Annotated in this window: 17 protein-coding genes and 1 tRNA gene; 15 read left to right on the top strand and 3 right to left on the bottom strand. The window is 64.4% G+C overall.

All coding sequences use genetic code 11. The annotated features are described in order from the left end of the window. Positions 1–4 precede the first annotated feature (4 nt). Positions 5–1,600, top strand: coding sequence for a citramalate synthase (cimA, locus tag BIWAKO_RS02240; protein WP_069877156.1), 1,596 nt, complete (start codon positions 5–7; stop codon positions 1,598–1,600). 141 nt (positions 1,601–1,741) lie between these two features. On the opposite strand, the gene BIWAKO_RS02235 is transcribed toward cimA, so the two are convergent. Next, positions 1,742–2,089, bottom strand: a complete 348-nt coding sequence (locus tag BIWAKO_RS02235) for a hypothetical protein (protein WP_069877155.1) — start codon at positions 2,087–2,089, stop codon at positions 1,742–1,744. A gap of 177 nt (positions 2,090–2,266) precedes the next feature. On the opposite strand from BIWAKO_RS02235, the gene BIWAKO_RS02230 reads away from it, so the two are divergent. From BIWAKO_RS02230 to BIWAKO_RS02215, 4 genes are all read left to right on the top strand, one after another. After that, complete coding sequence (locus BIWAKO_RS02230) at positions 2,267–4,180, top strand: ABCB family ABC transporter ATP-binding protein/permease (protein WP_069877154.1); 1,914 nt, start codon at positions 2,267–2,269, stop codon at positions 4,178–4,180. Positions 4,181–4,279: 99 nt separating this feature from the next. Next, positions 4,280–4,771, top strand: a complete 492-nt coding sequence (locus tag BIWAKO_RS02225; RefSeq protein ID WP_176733249.1) for a hypothetical protein — start codon at positions 4,280–4,282, stop codon at positions 4,769–4,771. A gap of 73 nt (positions 4,772–4,844) precedes the next feature. Next, entirely contained in the window at positions 4,845–5,378 is a 534-nt protein-coding gene (locus BIWAKO_RS02220) for a hypothetical protein (protein ID WP_069877152.1), read from the top strand. Next, positions 5,375–5,887: a hypothetical protein gene (locus tag BIWAKO_RS02215; RefSeq protein ID WP_141739952.1), complete on the top strand. Its 513-nt coding sequence runs from the start codon at positions 5,375–5,377 to the stop codon at positions 5,885–5,887. Before BIWAKO_RS02220 ends, BIWAKO_RS02215 begins: the two co-directional genes overlap by 4 nt. A gap of 9 nt (positions 5,888–5,896) precedes the next feature. Here BIWAKO_RS02215 and BIWAKO_RS02210 read toward each other — a convergent pair whose 3' ends face one another. Next, positions 5,897–6,361 (bottom strand): GNAT family N-acetyltransferase, encoded by a 465-nt coding sequence (locus BIWAKO_RS02210; protein WP_084651120.1) that lies wholly within the window; start codon positions 6,359–6,361, stop codon positions 5,897–5,899. Positions 6,362–6,593: 232 nt separating this feature from the next. Between BIWAKO_RS02210 and BIWAKO_RS02205 the strand changes: the two genes are divergently transcribed. Both BIWAKO_RS02205 and BIWAKO_RS02200 read left to right on the top strand, forming a co-directional pair. Beyond that, positions 6,594–7,292, top strand: a complete 699-nt coding sequence (locus BIWAKO_RS02205) for a phosphatidylserine decarboxylase (RefSeq protein ID WP_069877150.1) — start codon at positions 6,594–6,596, stop codon at positions 7,290–7,292. A gap of 95 nt (positions 7,293–7,387) precedes the next feature. Continuing rightward, positions 7,388–8,239 carry a CDP-alcohol phosphatidyltransferase family protein gene (locus BIWAKO_RS02200; RefSeq protein ID WP_069877149.1) on the top strand — a complete coding sequence of 284 codons (852 nt, stop codon included), beginning with the start codon at positions 7,388–7,390 and terminating at the stop codon, positions 8,237–8,239. A 326-nt stretch (positions 8,240–8,565) separates the two neighbouring features. Here the strand turns inward: BIWAKO_RS02200 and BIWAKO_RS02195 are convergent, their stop codons facing one another. Beyond that, positions 8,566–8,949 carry a hypothetical protein gene (locus BIWAKO_RS02195; protein ID WP_141739951.1) on the bottom strand — a complete coding sequence of 128 codons (384 nt, stop codon included), beginning with the start codon at positions 8,947–8,949 and terminating at the stop codon, positions 8,566–8,568. Between the two features lie 327 nt (positions 8,950–9,276). On the opposite strand from BIWAKO_RS02195, the gene BIWAKO_RS02190 reads away from it, so the two are divergent. The 8 genes from BIWAKO_RS02190 (at position 9,277) to rfbC (ending at position 13,648) form a co-directional block, all read left to right on the top strand. Then, positions 9,277–9,885, top strand: a complete 609-nt coding sequence (locus tag BIWAKO_RS02190; protein ID WP_069877147.1) for a Maf-like protein — start codon at positions 9,277–9,279, stop codon at positions 9,883–9,885. A 93-nt stretch (positions 9,886–9,978) separates the two neighbouring features. Continuing rightward, the gene (locus tag BIWAKO_RS02185; protein WP_069882090.1) at positions 9,979–10,800 is read left to right on the top strand and encodes an SDR family NAD(P)-dependent oxidoreductase; all 822 of its coding nucleotides are present in this window, start codon (positions 9,979–9,981) and stop codon (positions 10,798–10,800) included. Further along, positions 10,709–11,002: a DNA gyrase inhibitor YacG gene (gene yacG / locus BIWAKO_RS34100; protein ID WP_371331738.1), complete on the top strand. Its 294-nt coding sequence runs from the start codon at positions 10,709–10,711 to the stop codon at positions 11,000–11,002. The genes BIWAKO_RS02185 and yacG overlap by 92 nt, the downstream gene beginning before the upstream one ends. Positions 11,003–11,090: 88 nt before the next feature. After that, positions 11,091–11,166: transfer RNA gene (locus BIWAKO_RS02180), tRNA-Phe, on the top strand. 607 nt (positions 11,167–11,773) lie between these two features. Next, positions 11,774–12,166, top strand: a complete 393-nt coding sequence (locus BIWAKO_RS37275) for a helix-turn-helix transcriptional regulator (RefSeq protein WP_141739949.1) — start codon at positions 11,774–11,776, stop codon at positions 12,164–12,166. Beyond that, on the top strand, positions 12,163–12,429 hold the full coding sequence (locus BIWAKO_RS37270) for a helix-turn-helix domain-containing protein (protein WP_074471492.1): 267 nt from the start codon (positions 12,163–12,165) through the stop codon (positions 12,427–12,429). The genes BIWAKO_RS37275 and BIWAKO_RS37270 overlap by 4 nt, the downstream gene beginning before the upstream one ends. A 64-nt stretch (positions 12,430–12,493) precedes the next feature. Then, complete coding sequence (locus BIWAKO_RS02175; RefSeq protein ID WP_069877146.1) at positions 12,494–12,880, top strand: hypothetical protein; 387 nt, start codon at positions 12,494–12,496, stop codon at positions 12,878–12,880. A gap of 192 nt (positions 12,881–13,072) precedes the next feature. Then, the gene (gene rfbC / locus BIWAKO_RS02170) at positions 13,073–13,648 is read left to right on the top strand and encodes a dTDP-4-dehydrorhamnose 3,5-epimerase (RefSeq protein ID WP_069877145.1); all 576 of its coding nucleotides are present in this window, start codon (positions 13,073–13,075) and stop codon (positions 13,646–13,648) included. Positions 13,649–13,678: the final 30 nt, after the last annotated feature.

Raw genomic sequence — 13,678 nt, 5'->3', positions numbered from 1 at the left:
GGCGATGAGCGCCCGCGTCCATCTTTTCGATACGACGCTGCGCGACGGCGCCCAGACCACCGGAGTCGACTTCTCGCTCGACGACAAGCGCGCGGTCGCCGCCATGCTGGACAAGCTAGGCATCGACTATGTCGAGGGCGGCTATCCCGGAGCGAACCCGCTCGATACCGCCTTCTTCGCGGAGAAGCCGACCTCGAAGGCCAAGTTCGCTGCCTTCGGCATGACCAAGCGGGCAGGGCGCTCGGCCGCCAACGACCCGGGCATCGCGGCCCTGCTCGAGGCGAAGGCCGACGCCATCGTCTTCGTCGCCAAGAGCTGGGATTACCATGTCCATGTCGCGCTCGAGATCTCGCTCGAGGACAATCTCGAAGGGATCACCGACAGCGTGAAGGCCGCGAAGGCGGCCGGACGCGAGGTGATGCTCGACTGCGAGCATTTCTTCGACGGCTACAAGGCCAATGCCGACTATGCGCTGGCCTGCGCGCGGGCAGCCTATGAGGCGGGCGCACGCTGGGTCGTGCTGTGCGATACGAATGGCGGCACCTTGCCGGACGAGGTCGGCGCCATCGTTGCCGAGGTCGCCAAGGTCGTGCCGGGCGATCATCTCGGCATCCACGCCCATGACGATTGCGGCTGCGCCGTTGCCAATTCGCTGGCGGCGGTCGAGGCCGGGGTCCGCCAGATCCAGGGCACGCTGAACGGGCTCGGCGAGCGCTGCGGCAACGCCAATCTGGTGACTCTGATCGGCGCGCTGAAGCTGAAGGACAGGTATCGCGAGCGCTTCAGCATCAATGTCGGCGAGCAGCAGCTCGGCGAACTGACCCATGTCTCGCGTGCTCTCGACGAGATGCTGAACCGCGCCCCGAACCGGCACGCGCCCTTCGTCGGTGCGTCTGCCTTCGCGACCAAGGCCGGCATCCATGCCTCAGCGGTGCTGAAGGACCCGCGCACCTATGAGCATGTCGCACCGGAAGCGACCGGCAATATCCGCAAGGTCCTGATCTCGGACCAGGGCGGCAAGTCCAACCTCGTCGCCGAGCTGGAGCGCATCGGCGTGACGCTCGGGCGCGACGATCCGCGGCTCGGGCGCCTGCTCGACGAGATCAAGGACAAGGAAGCGCAAGGCTACGCCTTCGAGGGGGCCGACGCCTCCTTCTTCCTGCTCGCCAAGCGGATCCTGCGCGAGGTGCCGGACTATTTCACGGTCGAGCGCTTCAAGGTGAATGTGGAGCGCCGCTACAACGCCAATGGCGAGCTCGTCACCTTCTCCGAGGCGATCGTGAAGGTGCAGGTCGGCGATGAGCTGCTGATCTCGGCTGCCGAGGGCTCTGCGGGCCCGGTCAACGCACTCGACGTCGCCCTGCGCAAGGATCTCGGCCGCTACCAGTCGCTGATCGGGGGCTTGCGGCTTGTCGACTACAAGGTCCGCATCTTCCAGGGCGGCACCGACGCGGTGACGCGCGTGCTGATCGAATCCGCCGACGAGACCGGCGAACGCTGGACCACGGTCGGTGTCAGCGCCAACATCATCGACGCCTCGTTCCAGGCGCTGGTCGATTCGATCACCTACAAGCTGATGCGGGCGGGCGCGACGGCGTAAGAGAAGAGGGCTTTCGATCCGCAGCGATTCCCTGGCGAGGCGCAGCGCCGAGCTGGTCGTCGTTCGGCGGATGGGAATGCTGCCGTACCGCCATGGTCTGGAATGGCCGGGACGAGGCCCGGCCATGATCGGCCTGGCGGCTCAATCCGTCAGGCGGATCGTCTTTTCCCTGCACAGATCGACGCCGTCATTGTCGCTCTCGACCTCGTCGGTGAAGCGACCGAGCACGAAATAGCTGCAGCCTGCCGGCTTGTTGAGTTTCAGCACGGCGCTCTTTCCGGGCGCGAGCGGCTTGGCGAGCTTGGCGACGAGGCGGGGCTGTTCACCCGAGGTGGTGATTTCGAGCGTGTTCAACGGCACGCTGCGGGCATTGGTTACCTTGATCTGTGCCGGCGGGCGCGCTGATTGCGCCAGGGCGGGAAGCGTCGCGAGGCAGAGTGAGGCGCTGGCGCCGATCAGGCCGGCAAGGATAACCCGTTGAGCTCTCATGGCTGTTTCTTTCCCCGATCCGAGCGTTGACCGCTCCGACTCCATCTCACACCGGTCCTTCGACGAGAACAAGGCCAGGCCGGCGCGCGCGTTCCGCAATCCCCGGCTTGCAGCAAGGCTCATGCATTCGCCCGCGATCGCGGATATATGGGCGGTTCAACTTGGAACTGTTTGAAAATGTCCCCGCCTGCCGCGCCGCCTCCAGCGTCGAACTTCGCCCACTCGGCCGTCCTGCAACCCGGCTCCGGCTTCGTCGCGACCTTCCGTGCGCTCTGGCCCTATCTCTGGCCGCCGGATCGCGCGGATCTGCGCAAGCGCGTGGTCGCGGCCTTCATCCTGCTGGTTGTTGGCCGCATGGTGTTGATGGGCGTGCCCTTCACCTTCAAATGGGCGACGGATGCCCTGGCGAATACGCCGACGAGTCTCGAGCGCTGGCTGCCCTGGCTGGTCGGTGCACCGCTGACCCTGACGCTGATCTACGGGCTGGCGCGCGTCGGCTCCTCGGCCTTCATCCAGATGCGCGACGCGTTGTTCGCACCCGTGTTCATGCATGCGGTGCGCACGCTGGCGCTGCAGACCTTCGGTCATCTGCATTATCTCTCGCTTCGCTTCCATCTCGAGCGCAAGACCGGCGGTCTGACCCGCGTGCTGGAGCGCGGCCGCAACGGCATCGAGGAAATGGTCCGCCTCGGCTTGAACCAGCTGGTGCCGGTCGTGGTCGAGGTCGCCCTGATCACCGCCGTGCTGCTGACGATGTTCGACTGGCTCTATGTCGTCGTGCTGGTGGTGATGGTGACGACCTACATGGCCTACACGATCAAGGCCACCGAATGGCGTATCGCCATTCGCGGCGCCATGAACGAATCCGATACCGACGCCAATTCGAAGGCGATCGACTCGCTGCTCAACTATGAGACGGTGAAGTATTTCGGGGCAGAGGCTCGCGAGACGGCTCGTTACGACCGTTCGATGGCGCGCTACGAGCGTAACTCGATCAAGGCCTATACCTCGCTCGCCTGGCTCAACTTCGGACAGGCGGCGATCTTCGCGACGGGCCTGACCATCTCGATGGTGATGGCGGTGCGCGGCTTTCAGGCCGGCACGCATACGGTCGGCGATTTCGTATTGATCAACGCCATGCTGATCCAGCTCTACCAGCCGCTGAATTTCATGGGCACGGTCTATCGCGAGATCAAGCAGGCGACCCTCGATATCGGCGAGATGTTCGCCCTGATCGGCCGCGATCCCGAGATCCAGGACCATCCGGGCGCGCCGCCGCTTCGCGTCGATGCAGGCGAGGTCCGTTTCGAGGACGTGCATTTCGCCTATATCCCGGAGCGGCCGATCCTTAAGGGAATTTCCTTCGCGGTGCCGCCGGGCAGGACGATCGCCATCGTCGGCCCGTCCGGTGCCGGCAAGTCGACGATTTCGCGCCTGCTCTTCCGCTTCTACGAACCGGCCAAGGGCAGGATCATGATCGACGGGCAGGATATCGCTGCGATCCAGCAGGTCAGCCTGCGCTCGGCGATCGGCATGGTTCCGCAGGACACCGTGCTGTTCAACGACACGATCGAGTACAATATCCGCTATGGCCGGCCGGATGCGACCGAGGCCGAGGTCGAGGAGGCGGCGCGGCTTGCCCAGATCGACCGCTTCATCCGGTCGCTGCCGGAGGGCTATGAGACCTCCGTCGGCGAGCGTGGCCTGAAGCTCTCCGGCGGCGAGAAGCAGCGCGTCGCCATCGCCCGCACCATCCTGAAGGGGCCGCCGATCCTGGTGCTGGACGAGGCGACCTCGGCACTCGATTCCTTCACCGAGAAGGAGATCCAGGACGCGCTCGACCGGGTCAGCGAGGGGCGCACGACGCTGGTCATCGCCCATCGGCTCTCGACCGTGATCAATGCCGACGAGATCATCGTGCTGGACAAGGGCCTGATCGTCGAACGCGGCCATCACCGCGAGTTGCTGGCCGCGGATGGCGTCTATGCGGCGCTCTGGAATCGTCAACGCCAGGTCGACGAGGCCAAGGCGACGCTGAAGCGCGCGACCGAGGAAGAGGAAGAAAGCGTGAGAGTGACCCTGACGCAGTAATCGGCGCGACGGAATTCTCTCGCCAAACGCGGCCTGCTTCCTGCATGCTACGCTCCGCCGGTTTCACTCGAAGCCGGTGGAGCATTGCGGGGGCTGCTCATGTTCGATCCGACGACATTCACCGGCTTTCATACCTGGCTCAGCCTGATCGCCATCGTCGCCGGTTTTCCCGTCGCCGCGGCCATGCTGAAAGGGCACACGCGGCCGCGCTGGACCGGGATTTTTCTTTCCACCGCGTTTGCCACCAGCGCGACGGGCTTCGGCTTCCCATTCAACGGCATCCTGCCCTCGCATATCGTGGGCGCGATCTCGCTCGTTCTGGTCGGGCTTGCCGGATATGCCCTCTACGCCCGCAGGCTCGATGGCGCCTGGCGGCGGATCTATGCGGTCACGGCGATGCTCGCCTTCTATCTGCTGATCTTCGTCGCGGTCGCGCAGGCCTTCATGAAGGTGCCATTTCTCCGGGCCATGGCGCCGACCCAGTCGGAGCCGCCCTTCGCGATTGTCGAGGGGCTCGTGCTGCTGATCTTCGTGGTGCTGACTTATCTCGCCGCGCGCCGCTTCGTCCGCAGCCCGACGGCGCTCGCCTGAGTTCGCGTGGTTTGCATGACGATGGCTCGCATCCGACGCAGGCCGGCCGATCCCGGGCTGCAGCGGTGACCTCATGCTGAAGCGCCTGCGCCTGACCGGGGCGCTGCTCCTCTCCATCCTGGCCGCCGACCGGGCCGCTGCTGCGACGGGGCAGGGATGGGAGCTCTGGATCGTCAAGCCGGGACGGCCGGGCATCGTCCAGACCTGCTCGCTGCTCAAGATGTCGCCGTCGCCGCTTGAATCGATGCTTCCTCCCGATCAGCAGCCGCTTCGGCTCGATGCGGCGCTCTCGATTCGCTGGCAGGGCGGCTATCTCGTGCAGGACGGCGCGCCCGAAGGCCCGGCAGCGAAGCGGGGCTGGAATCCGGTCGATAGCTGCTTCGTCCTGATGGTCGCGGGCAGACCCGTCGCGGCTGGCGCTGTCCTGCCGCGAGCCTCCGCTCAGCTGCTGCGCTTCGATACCCTCGTGATTCGGGAGGATAGGGCAGGCCAGCCGCTCGCCTTCGAACTGCTCCCGCATTTTCCAGCGGATGTCATGCTGCCGGCCCCTGCGCCATGGGCGGCGGCGCTCGGTGCGCTCAGCCGCCCCTCCGGGGCCAGGCGATGACGGCAGCGAAGCGCTTGCGAGCGATGTTCCGGCTCGGCGCCAGCCTGGTCCTGGCGCTGTCGGTCCTGCCTGTGCAGGCCTCCGGCACGAAGAAGGTCGGGAATTGGGTGGTCATCACCAATGACCGGCAAGGCGGGCGCAAGGATGTCGCGGCGGTGCTGAGCGACAGAGAGGCGCAAGTTGGCCTCGCGATCCGCTGCATCGAGGCCAACCTGTCCATCGCCTTTCTGCCGCTGAACAATGACGGGCTGTTCGGCAAGGCGGGGCGGGCGGCTGCATCCTTCGTTCAAGCCGATGGCCAGCCGGCGGTCGAACTGGCGGGTTCGGTCGGGGTGGACCGGGCCGTGCAGGTCTCGCGACCGGCGCCGCTGCTCGGGCTGATCCTCAGTGCGGCCGAGATCGGAGTGTTGGTTCCGGCCCAGGGCGGCGGAGCGGTTTCCGCCAGTTTCGACCTTGCATCCGGCCGGAGCGCGCTGGCCGAGCTTGTCGGGCAGTGCCCGGCCGACTGACGCTTGCTCTCAGTTCAGCCCCATCCGGTAGCGCAGCTTCAGCCGCTCGCCGCGGGCATAGCTTTCGTAGCTTTCCGGGATCGTGACCTGTTCGACGAAGCTGCAGCCGAGCCTTTCCAGCGTGCGGCGGGAGGCGAGGTTGTCGGGCGTTGTCGTCAGCCAGAGTTCGGTGAGGCCGCACGCTTTGGCCAGGGGAAGCAGCGCCTTCACGGCTTTGCCGGCGAGGCCGCGCCCACGATAGGCGGGCTCGACGGAAAAGCCGATCTGCCCAGCAAGATGGGTCAGGAGATAGCTCGCGCCTGGCCGCAGGCTGATCGTACCGGCGGGCTCGCCTCCGACCAGGATGTCGAAACGATAGGCCGCGACGTGCCAGGGCGAGGTTTCCGGCGAATAGCTCCGGCTCAACCGCAGGCCGACATCGTCACAGCCAAGCCTGGCCAGAAGAGCCGTGTCGAAATTGCCGGCCTCCGCCATGTCCCGCACTCCGCACCAATGCCATGTCCGCGCTTCTAGCCGTTCCGCTACCCTGTCTGGAAGACGCGGCGCTGAAGAGACGGAGTCTCGCCCGCCGCGAGGGGCGCGGCATGCGGCCTCTTCCCCCGGAGCGCCGAACCCCGTAAATCACGCGGCAATGCCTGCCGCCCCATTCGGGCCGCAGGGGAGCGTCACTCTGCCGACGCGCTGACAAGACCAAACAGGATTGCCCATGTCGCTCGTCGATTCCGTCCGCAAAGTGATCGTTCCCATCCACAAGGAGGGCTATGTCTTTATCGCGATCGCGCTGGTGGCGACGATCGTGCTCGCCAATCTCTGGTCGCCCTTCGGCTGGCTCGGCGCGATCATCACGATCTGGGTCTGCTATTTCTTCCGCGATCCCATCCGGATCACGCCGCAACGCGAGGGGCTGGTGATCTCCCCGGCTGATGGCCGGATCAGCCAGATCGCCTCCGCGCTGCCGCCTCCGGAGTTGAACCTGCCGGCCGAGCCGATGACGCGCATCTCGATCTTCATGAACGTCTTCGACTGCCATGTGAACCGCGCACCGGTCTCGGGCCGCATCATCAAGATGGCCTATACGCCGGGCCTCTTCCTCAATGCCGAGCTCGACAAGGCGAGCGAGGATAATGAGCGCAACGCGCTGGCGATCGAGACCCCCGCCGGCACGGTCGGCGTTGTCCAGATCGCAGGCCTGATCGCGCGGCGCATCGTGCCCTTCGTCAAGGAGGGCGACGCTATTGCGACCGGCGAGCGTTTCGGCCTGATTCGCTTCGGCTCGCGCGTCGACGTCTATCTGCCGACGAGCGTGATTCCGCTGGTTGGCGAAGGCCAGACCGCGATCGCCGGCGAGACCGTGCTGGCCGATGTCTCGGCCAGCGAAACACGGCGCAGCTTCCGCGGAATCTGAGCGCTTTCGACATCCCGGAGCGTCGTGATGCGGCGCCCGGGATGATCGCCGACTGCTCCTAGCCTCCGCGCCTAAAACCGCGTATTCCGGCTGGCATGAGCGATCTCTTTCCCCCCTTCGAGCCCGAGCAGGCTGAATCGAAGCGCACGCGCTTCAAGGCGATCCCGTTTCGGCTGATCGCACCCAATGTCATCACTTTGCTGGCGCTCTGCCTCGGCCTGACCGCGATGCGGCTCGTGGTCGAGGGCAAGCTCGAATCGGCGACGATCTTCATCCTGATCGCCGCCGCGCTCGACGGCGTCGACGGCCGACTGGCGCGCATGCTGAAGGGCACGTCGCGCTTCGGCGCCGAGCTCGATTCGCTTTCGGATTTCGTCAATTTCGGCGTCGCCACAGGCTATGTGCTCTGGATCTTCGTCCTGCACGACCTGCGCTCCTTCGGCTGGATCATCGTGCTGACGCTCGCCTGCGCCATGGCGCTGAGGCTCGCACGCTTCAACGTGATGATCGACGATCCCAATCGTCCTGACTGGCAGAAGAACTTCTTCGTCGGCATGCCGGCGCCCGCAGGCGCGATCACCGCGATGCTGCCGCTCTATCTGCACTTCATCGGCGTGCCGGTGCAGGAATATGGCGCGCTGCTGGTCGGGATCTATATCCTGTTCATCGCCTTCCTGACGATTTCGCGCATCCCCTGCTACGCCGGCAAAACGCTCGGCACGCGTGTGCCGCGTGAAAAGGTCCTGCCGCTCTTCGTCGCGGTGGTGGTGGTGGCGGGGCTGCTCTTTGCCTATCCCTTCGAGATGTTGACGCTGATCGTGCTGGCCTATCTCGCGCTGATCCCGATCAGCGTTGCGCGCTATCGCAAGCTCGAGCGCGAATACAATGCCGGCCTGGCGGAAGCTCCGTCCGAGGGCGGCAAGGCGTCCGTGTCGGATGCCGACTAGGGCGTCGGCCCGAAAAGTGGATCGCGGTTTTCGGAAAAGCCGGCGCGAACGCATCAAAGCGTCGGCCCGAAAGGTGGATCGCGGCTTTCGGAAAAGCCGGCGCGAACGCATCAAAGCGTCGGCCCGAAAGGTGGATCGCGGCTTTCGGAAAAGCCGGCGCGAACGCATCAAAGCGTCGGCCCGAAAAGTGGATCGCGGTTTCCGGAACAGCTGACGCGAAGGCATCAAAGCATCGGTCCGAAAAGTGGATTGTGCCTTTCGGGAAAGCCGATGCAAGCACAGACGAATGGATTATCGGGCCGGACGCGAAATCCGGTCTCGATAATCTAGCGGCGGCGGCTGCTCAGCCGCGCCGCATTGGCGCGGGTCCGTTTCGAGAACGGCTCGAGCGTGTTGCTGGTCGCCCGGGCGACGGCCTCGCTCATGTCGAGCTGGCTGAATGGGCTGAAGGCCAGATCCCACCAGAACAGGCTGACGGCCTGGCTCGCGGCGAGGCCGCTTTCCATCACCGCGGAAACCTTCTCGGTCAGGGCCTTCGTCGCCTCGCGCTGGCCGCGCCGGTCGCCGAGCGCACCCTTGAGCAGGATCGGCATCCGCATCGCGATGGTCAGCCCCGCCTCGGCCTGCATCGTCATGACCTTGCTTACGAGCGCCTGCGCTTCCACTCCCGTTCCCAGAGCGGAACGCGGACGTCGGGTCGATGTGGTCATTCGGTGAAGGGCTCCGGAACACGGGACAGGTCGGAAAGCACTCCGGCCTCGCAAAGAGGCCGCGTCAGCGGGCCGCAGGCCTTAATGTGTCAAGTGAAAGGCTGAAACGCAAGGGTGAGGCCGCGTATTTTATGCGCAGTGGACATAACGAAATGGGTATTGCGCTCCAGGATTGCGCTCGGCGCGTGGCGGTTCAGAGAGATTTCGCAACCGGCGAAAATGATCTAGAGGCTTGGGCGGAGGGTGTCCGCCATGGGCGCCTGCGAGCCTCAGAGACGAACGCCCTTGAGTTTCTTCTCCACCCCCAAGCAGCCCGGCTGGCGCCCGATGCTGGTCCTGGCCTCGGCCTCACCGCGCCGGCTGGCCTTGCTGGAGCAGGCCGGGCTGAAGCCCGACGCCATGCTGCCGTCCGATCTGGACGAGACACCGCTGAAAGGCGAGCGTCCGCGCGATCTTTCGCGCCGCCTGGCGCGCGAGAAGGCGCAGGCCGCGCGGGAGGGCGCGAAGAGCCGCCCCGATCTAGAAGGCAGCTACATCCTGGCGGCCGATACCGTGGTCGCAGTCGGCCGTCGTGTCCTGCCCAAGGCGGAGATCGTCGATGAGGCGGCTGCCTGCCTGCGGATGCTCTCGGGGCGCGCCCACCGCGTCTATACCAGCGTAGCCCTGGTGACCCCGGGCGGAGCTATCCGTGACCGCATCGTCGAGACGCGCGTGCGCTTCAAGCGGCTCTCGACCGAAGATCTCGAGATGTACCTCGCCTCAGGTGAATGGCGCGGCAAGGCCGGCGCCTATGCCATCCAGGGCATTGCCGGCTCCTTCGTGGTCAAGCTTGTCGGCTCCTATACCGGCGTTGTCGGCCTGCCGCTTTACGAGACGGTGAACCTGCTCGGCGGCGAAGGCTTCCCGATCCGCTTCGGCTGGATGAATGTCGGCTGAGCGCCAGCGCATCTTGCCCTGACCTCCGGTTATCCCGATCCTGTCGCCGCTGCCGCTTCGGCAGCGCAAGGCGCGCAACCAGGGATGGGGCCGATGACGGAACGCTTGAGGGGCAAGGTTGCAATCGTCGCGGGCGCAGGCTCGATCGGGCCCGGCTGGGGCAATGGCAAGGCAACCGCGACGATCTTTGCGCGCGAGGGCGCCAGGGTGGTCTGCGCCGATCTCAACCGCGATGCCGCCGAGGAGACGGCGGCAATCATCCAAAACGAGGGTGGCCAGGCCTTTGCGGTCCAGACCGACGTAACCCGGGCCGATTCGATCGCCGATCTCGTGGGCCAGGCGCTCGGCCGCTACGGCCGCATCGACATCCTCGACAACAATGTCGGCATCGCCGAGGTCGGCAGTGTCGTCGATCTGCCCGAGGAGACCTGGGATCGCGTCTTCAAGGTCAATGTCACCAGCGCCTTCCTGGCGATGAAGCACGTCATCCCGGTGATGCAGCGTCAGTTCGAGGAGACGGGCGAGGGCGGCTCGATCATCAACATTTCCTCGATCGCTTCGATTCGCCACACCGGCGTGCCCTATGCCAGCTATTCCGCCACAAAGGCGGCGCTGAATCACCTGACCCGCACGACCGCCGTACAATACGCGGCGCAGAAGATTCGCGTGAACGCGATTCTGCCCGGCCTGATGAAGACGCCGATGGTCGAGCATTCTGCCGGTCTCGCGCAGGCCTATGGCGAGGGCGACATTGCCGCGATGTGGAAGGCGCGCGATGCGCAGGTGCCGATGGGCCATATGGGCGAAGCCTGGGACGTGGCCTATGCCGCGCTCTTCCTTGCCAGTGACGAAGCGCGCTATGTCACCGGCATCGAACTCGTGGTCGATGGAGGTATCACGCTCAAATATGGCTGAGAATCAGGACACGTCACCCCCGCCGGCGCCAAGACCCTGCCCGATCTGCCGCAAACCGGCGGTACACCGCTTCAGGCCCTTCTGCTCGTCCCGCTGCCGCGACATCGATCTCGGCCACTGGCTGAAGGGCAGCTATGTCATCCCCGGCGAGCCGGTGGAGGAGGCTGAAACCGGGTTACCCACACGCGAAGACGAGACTTGATCAGAAGCCGGCTGAAGCGACTGGACAGCCCGCCAATCACCCTCTATATCGCCCCCACCAACACGAAGCGCCTGGCGCTTCGCCGGATGCCCAGATAGCTCAGTTGGTAGAGCATGCGACTGAAAATCGCAGTGTCGCTGGTTCGATTCCAGCTCTGGGCACCACTCCTTCTTGTTTCTCCTTTGTTTTTCGTGGTTTGAGGACTGCTTGCGTCCCACCACTTTCGCCAAGCGGCGAAAGTGGGACATCTGATTTGCTCCGGCGGCGGTAGCTCTGACTGTAGCCGCCCCAGCGCGTACGCGCACACCGAATGCCGCTGAAATCAAAGTCTATCTCACAATGACAAAAGGTTTGACGTCAAATGTCAAACGGCATCACAAGCATTTGTAAAATGATTGGAAATCACGCTATCTAAATACCTATGGTACTCACCTATGGACTCCGCAACGCGGCGCTGCCATAACTACGCCTCCACGTGAGGCGCCTCATGCAGGACGAAAACAACCACCGCCCCGTATTCGTCACCCGGCATACGGCGGCGGCATTCATGCAAATATCGACCGACTCTTTCGATGCGTGGGTCCGCTCCGGCTACGTACCGCGGGCAACGATAAATCGAGGCCAGATCATCCGGTGGCATTGGCCATCGTTGGAGGAAAGGCTTGTGGAGTTAGCAAAAGGGCCGCCGATTGACCCGAGCACTATCGATCCAACCAAACCCTATATTCCCCGACGGCGCGGCCCAAAAAAGCGCACGCCAGAGCCCGGCAAATGAGCGACCTTATGACGAAGGCGGATGCCGCGGCGTATTGCGGGGTCTGCCCCGCCACATTCACAAACTGGGTTGCGTCTGGGGTCATGCCCACTCCATTTCGGGGCACGCGCATGTACGATCGCCGTGCAATCGACGCGTTCATTGATCGCGATAGCGGAATCTTGCGAGCCACCGCGCCCGAGGAAGACGCATTCGACCGTTGGGAGCGGGAACAGCGCGAAGCAAAAGCGTCAGCAGTGCCTGGCGAAGACTCTCTCGAGCGATGGCTTCGCGAGAACAAAAATAGGCCCATAGAAAACTCGTACGACGAGTGGCAACGAAAGAGCCTGGAACGGAGAGCCCGTAAAGCCGCGCGGGCTAGGGCTGCCGCGGGAAAGGCGCCGCCATGAGCGACGAGGCCCCTTTCCAACCATCCGGCCCACTTGGGCGGATCTACAGCCTTCAGGAGGCGGCGGAGTACCTGCGCGTCTCAAAACAAGCAGTCGCTCGAGCCGCAAAGAAGCACGGAATTGGTGCACGCTTCGGCCGAGATTTGCGGTTCAACGAGGCCGATGTCCAACAAATGTGGGAGGCCATGCGCTGCCAGCCGAACGAGACCGGTCTTCAGACAGCAATCTCCCGACGTGGTGCGACAGGGCCTACCAGAGCTTAGTGAACCGCGCCCTTTCAAAGCGGGCTGCGGCGCTTCTGGGAAAGAAAAAGCGCTAGGAGGATCCATGGACAAGGCAGTCGATATGCTCGTCGCCGAGCCGATGCAGGTACGCATTGCGACCGTGTTGCCCGGCGGCGCAATCGTTGGCGACGATGTGCTGACGCTCGATTATTTCGGCGGAGTGCTGCCGGCGGAGAATGATCATCTAGCCTATGTAAGTAGCCCCGACGATTACCAGTACAAGGTTGTTCAGAAACGCCATTTCTTTAGGGAGGCGAGCGGCCTCTGTTACTGGAATCTCGTTGTCCGAAACGCCGACCCGTCGCATCACCTATCCACTGTAACTGACCACGCCCTCGCGCTGTCGGACTTGCGTCGCGCTATTCGCGCTGGTCGGCCCATGAAAGAAATCATCGCCAAACGTCGGAGGGTAAACGGTGAAGGCGGTTGAACATCCGCCTGGCGCGCGATGCATGGTGGGAAGATCCGCTAGGATTGAGCGGAAGCTTGTGGCGGGCACTGGCGCTCGGAATTTGACGGCTCGGCGACGTGCTGTGGATGCCGATGTCTGAGCGCTAGAATTTTGCCCCACTTTCGATTCACAAGGCCGAGCAGGACTACCTGCGGCCAGGCACGAGACCCAATGTCCAATTTTACCTTCGCGCCTCTCGACCTTCCCGGGCTTGTGCTGGTTCGGCCGCGACGCTTCGGCGATGAGCGCGGCTATCTCATGGAAACCTATAGCCGCGAGCTTTTCGCGGCAGCTGGGATCGCGCCGGATTTCATTCAGGACAACCAGTCGCGCTCGGCTCAGGCCGGCACCGTGCGCGGTCTGCATTATCAGGCTGCGCCCGCCGCCCAGGCCAAGCTCGTGCGCGTGCTGAAGGGTGCGATCTTCGACGTCGCCGTCGATCTTCGGCGCGGCTCGCCGCATTGCGGGCTCTGGTGCGGGACACTGCTAAATGCGGACAGTGACGAGCAGATCTTCGTGCCGCGCGGCTTTGCCCATGGCTTTTGCACGCTCGAGCCCGATACGGAGGTCGCCTACAAGGTCGACGCGCCCTATGCGCCACAGAGCGAGGGTGGGTTGTTCTGGGCTGATCCAGCACTTGCCATCGACTGGCCAGTGGTGTCCGGAGCCGCGACACTTTCCGAGAAGGACGCAAAGCTGCCCGGTTTTGCCGGTTTTACCAGCCCGTTCGTCTATGAGGGCGCCTGAACGACGCGGTTTCTCATCACAGGAAGCGCT

The sequence above is a fragment of the Bosea sp. BIWAKO-01 genome, from assembly GCF_001748145.1.
Taxonomy (GTDB): Bacteria; Pseudomonadota; Alphaproteobacteria; order Rhizobiales; family Beijerinckiaceae; genus Allobosea.
This window is presented reverse-complemented; position numbering and strand designations above follow the sequence as displayed.

Coding starts and splice junctions, on each gene's coding strand:
- BIWAKO_RS02195 (WP_141739951.1), bottom strand. CDS start 8,949: ATGACCACATCGACCCGACGTCCGCGTTCCGCTCTGGGAACGGGAGTG.
- BIWAKO_RS37275 (WP_141739949.1), top strand. CDS start 11,774: ATGAGCGACCTTATGACGAAGGCGGATGCCGCGGCGTATTGCGGGGTC.
- BIWAKO_RS02235 (WP_069877155.1), bottom strand. CDS start 2,089: ATGAGAGCTCAACGGGTTATCCTTGCCGGCCTGATCGGCGCCAGCGCC.
- BIWAKO_RS02210 (WP_084651120.1), bottom strand. CDS start 6,361: ATGGCGGAGGCCGGCAATTTCGACACGGCTCTTCTGGCCAGGCTTGGC.
- BIWAKO_RS02200 (WP_069877149.1), top strand. CDS start 7,388: ATGAGCGATCTCTTTCCCCCCTTCGAGCCCGAGCAGGCTGAATCGAAG.
- BIWAKO_RS02230 (WP_069877154.1), top strand. CDS start 2,267: ATGTCCCCGCCTGCCGCGCCGCCTCCAGCGTCGAACTTCGCCCACTCG.
- yacG (WP_371331738.1), top strand. CDS start 10,709: ATGCCGCGCTCTTCCTTGCCAGTGACGAAGCGCGCTATGTCACCGGCA.
- BIWAKO_RS37270 (WP_074471492.1), top strand. CDS start 12,163: ATGAGCGACGAGGCCCCTTTCCAACCATCCGGCCCACTTGGGCGGATC.
- BIWAKO_RS02190 (WP_069877147.1), top strand. CDS start 9,277: ATGCTGGTCCTGGCCTCGGCCTCACCGCGCCGGCTGGCCTTGCTGGAG.
- BIWAKO_RS02175 (WP_069877146.1), top strand. CDS start 12,494: ATGGACAAGGCAGTCGATATGCTCGTCGCCGAGCCGATGCAGGTACGC.
- BIWAKO_RS02225 (WP_176733249.1), top strand. CDS start 4,280: ATGTTCGATCCGACGACATTCACCGGCTTTCATACCTGGCTCAGCCTG.
- rfbC (WP_069877145.1), top strand. CDS start 13,073: ATGTCCAATTTTACCTTCGCGCCTCTCGACCTTCCCGGGCTTGTGCTG.
- cimA (WP_069877156.1), top strand. CDS start 5: ATGAGCGCCCGCGTCCATCTTTTCGATACGACGCTGCGCGACGGCGCC.
- BIWAKO_RS02220 (WP_069877152.1), top strand. CDS start 4,845: ATGCTGAAGCGCCTGCGCCTGACCGGGGCGCTGCTCCTCTCCATCCTG.
- BIWAKO_RS02205 (WP_069877150.1), top strand. CDS start 6,594: ATGTCGCTCGTCGATTCCGTCCGCAAAGTGATCGTTCCCATCCACAAG.
- BIWAKO_RS02215 (WP_141739952.1), top strand. CDS start 5,375: ATGACGGCAGCGAAGCGCTTGCGAGCGATGTTCCGGCTCGGCGCCAGC.
- BIWAKO_RS02185 (WP_069882090.1), top strand. CDS start 9,979: ATGACGGAACGCTTGAGGGGCAAGGTTGCAATCGTCGCGGGCGCAGGC.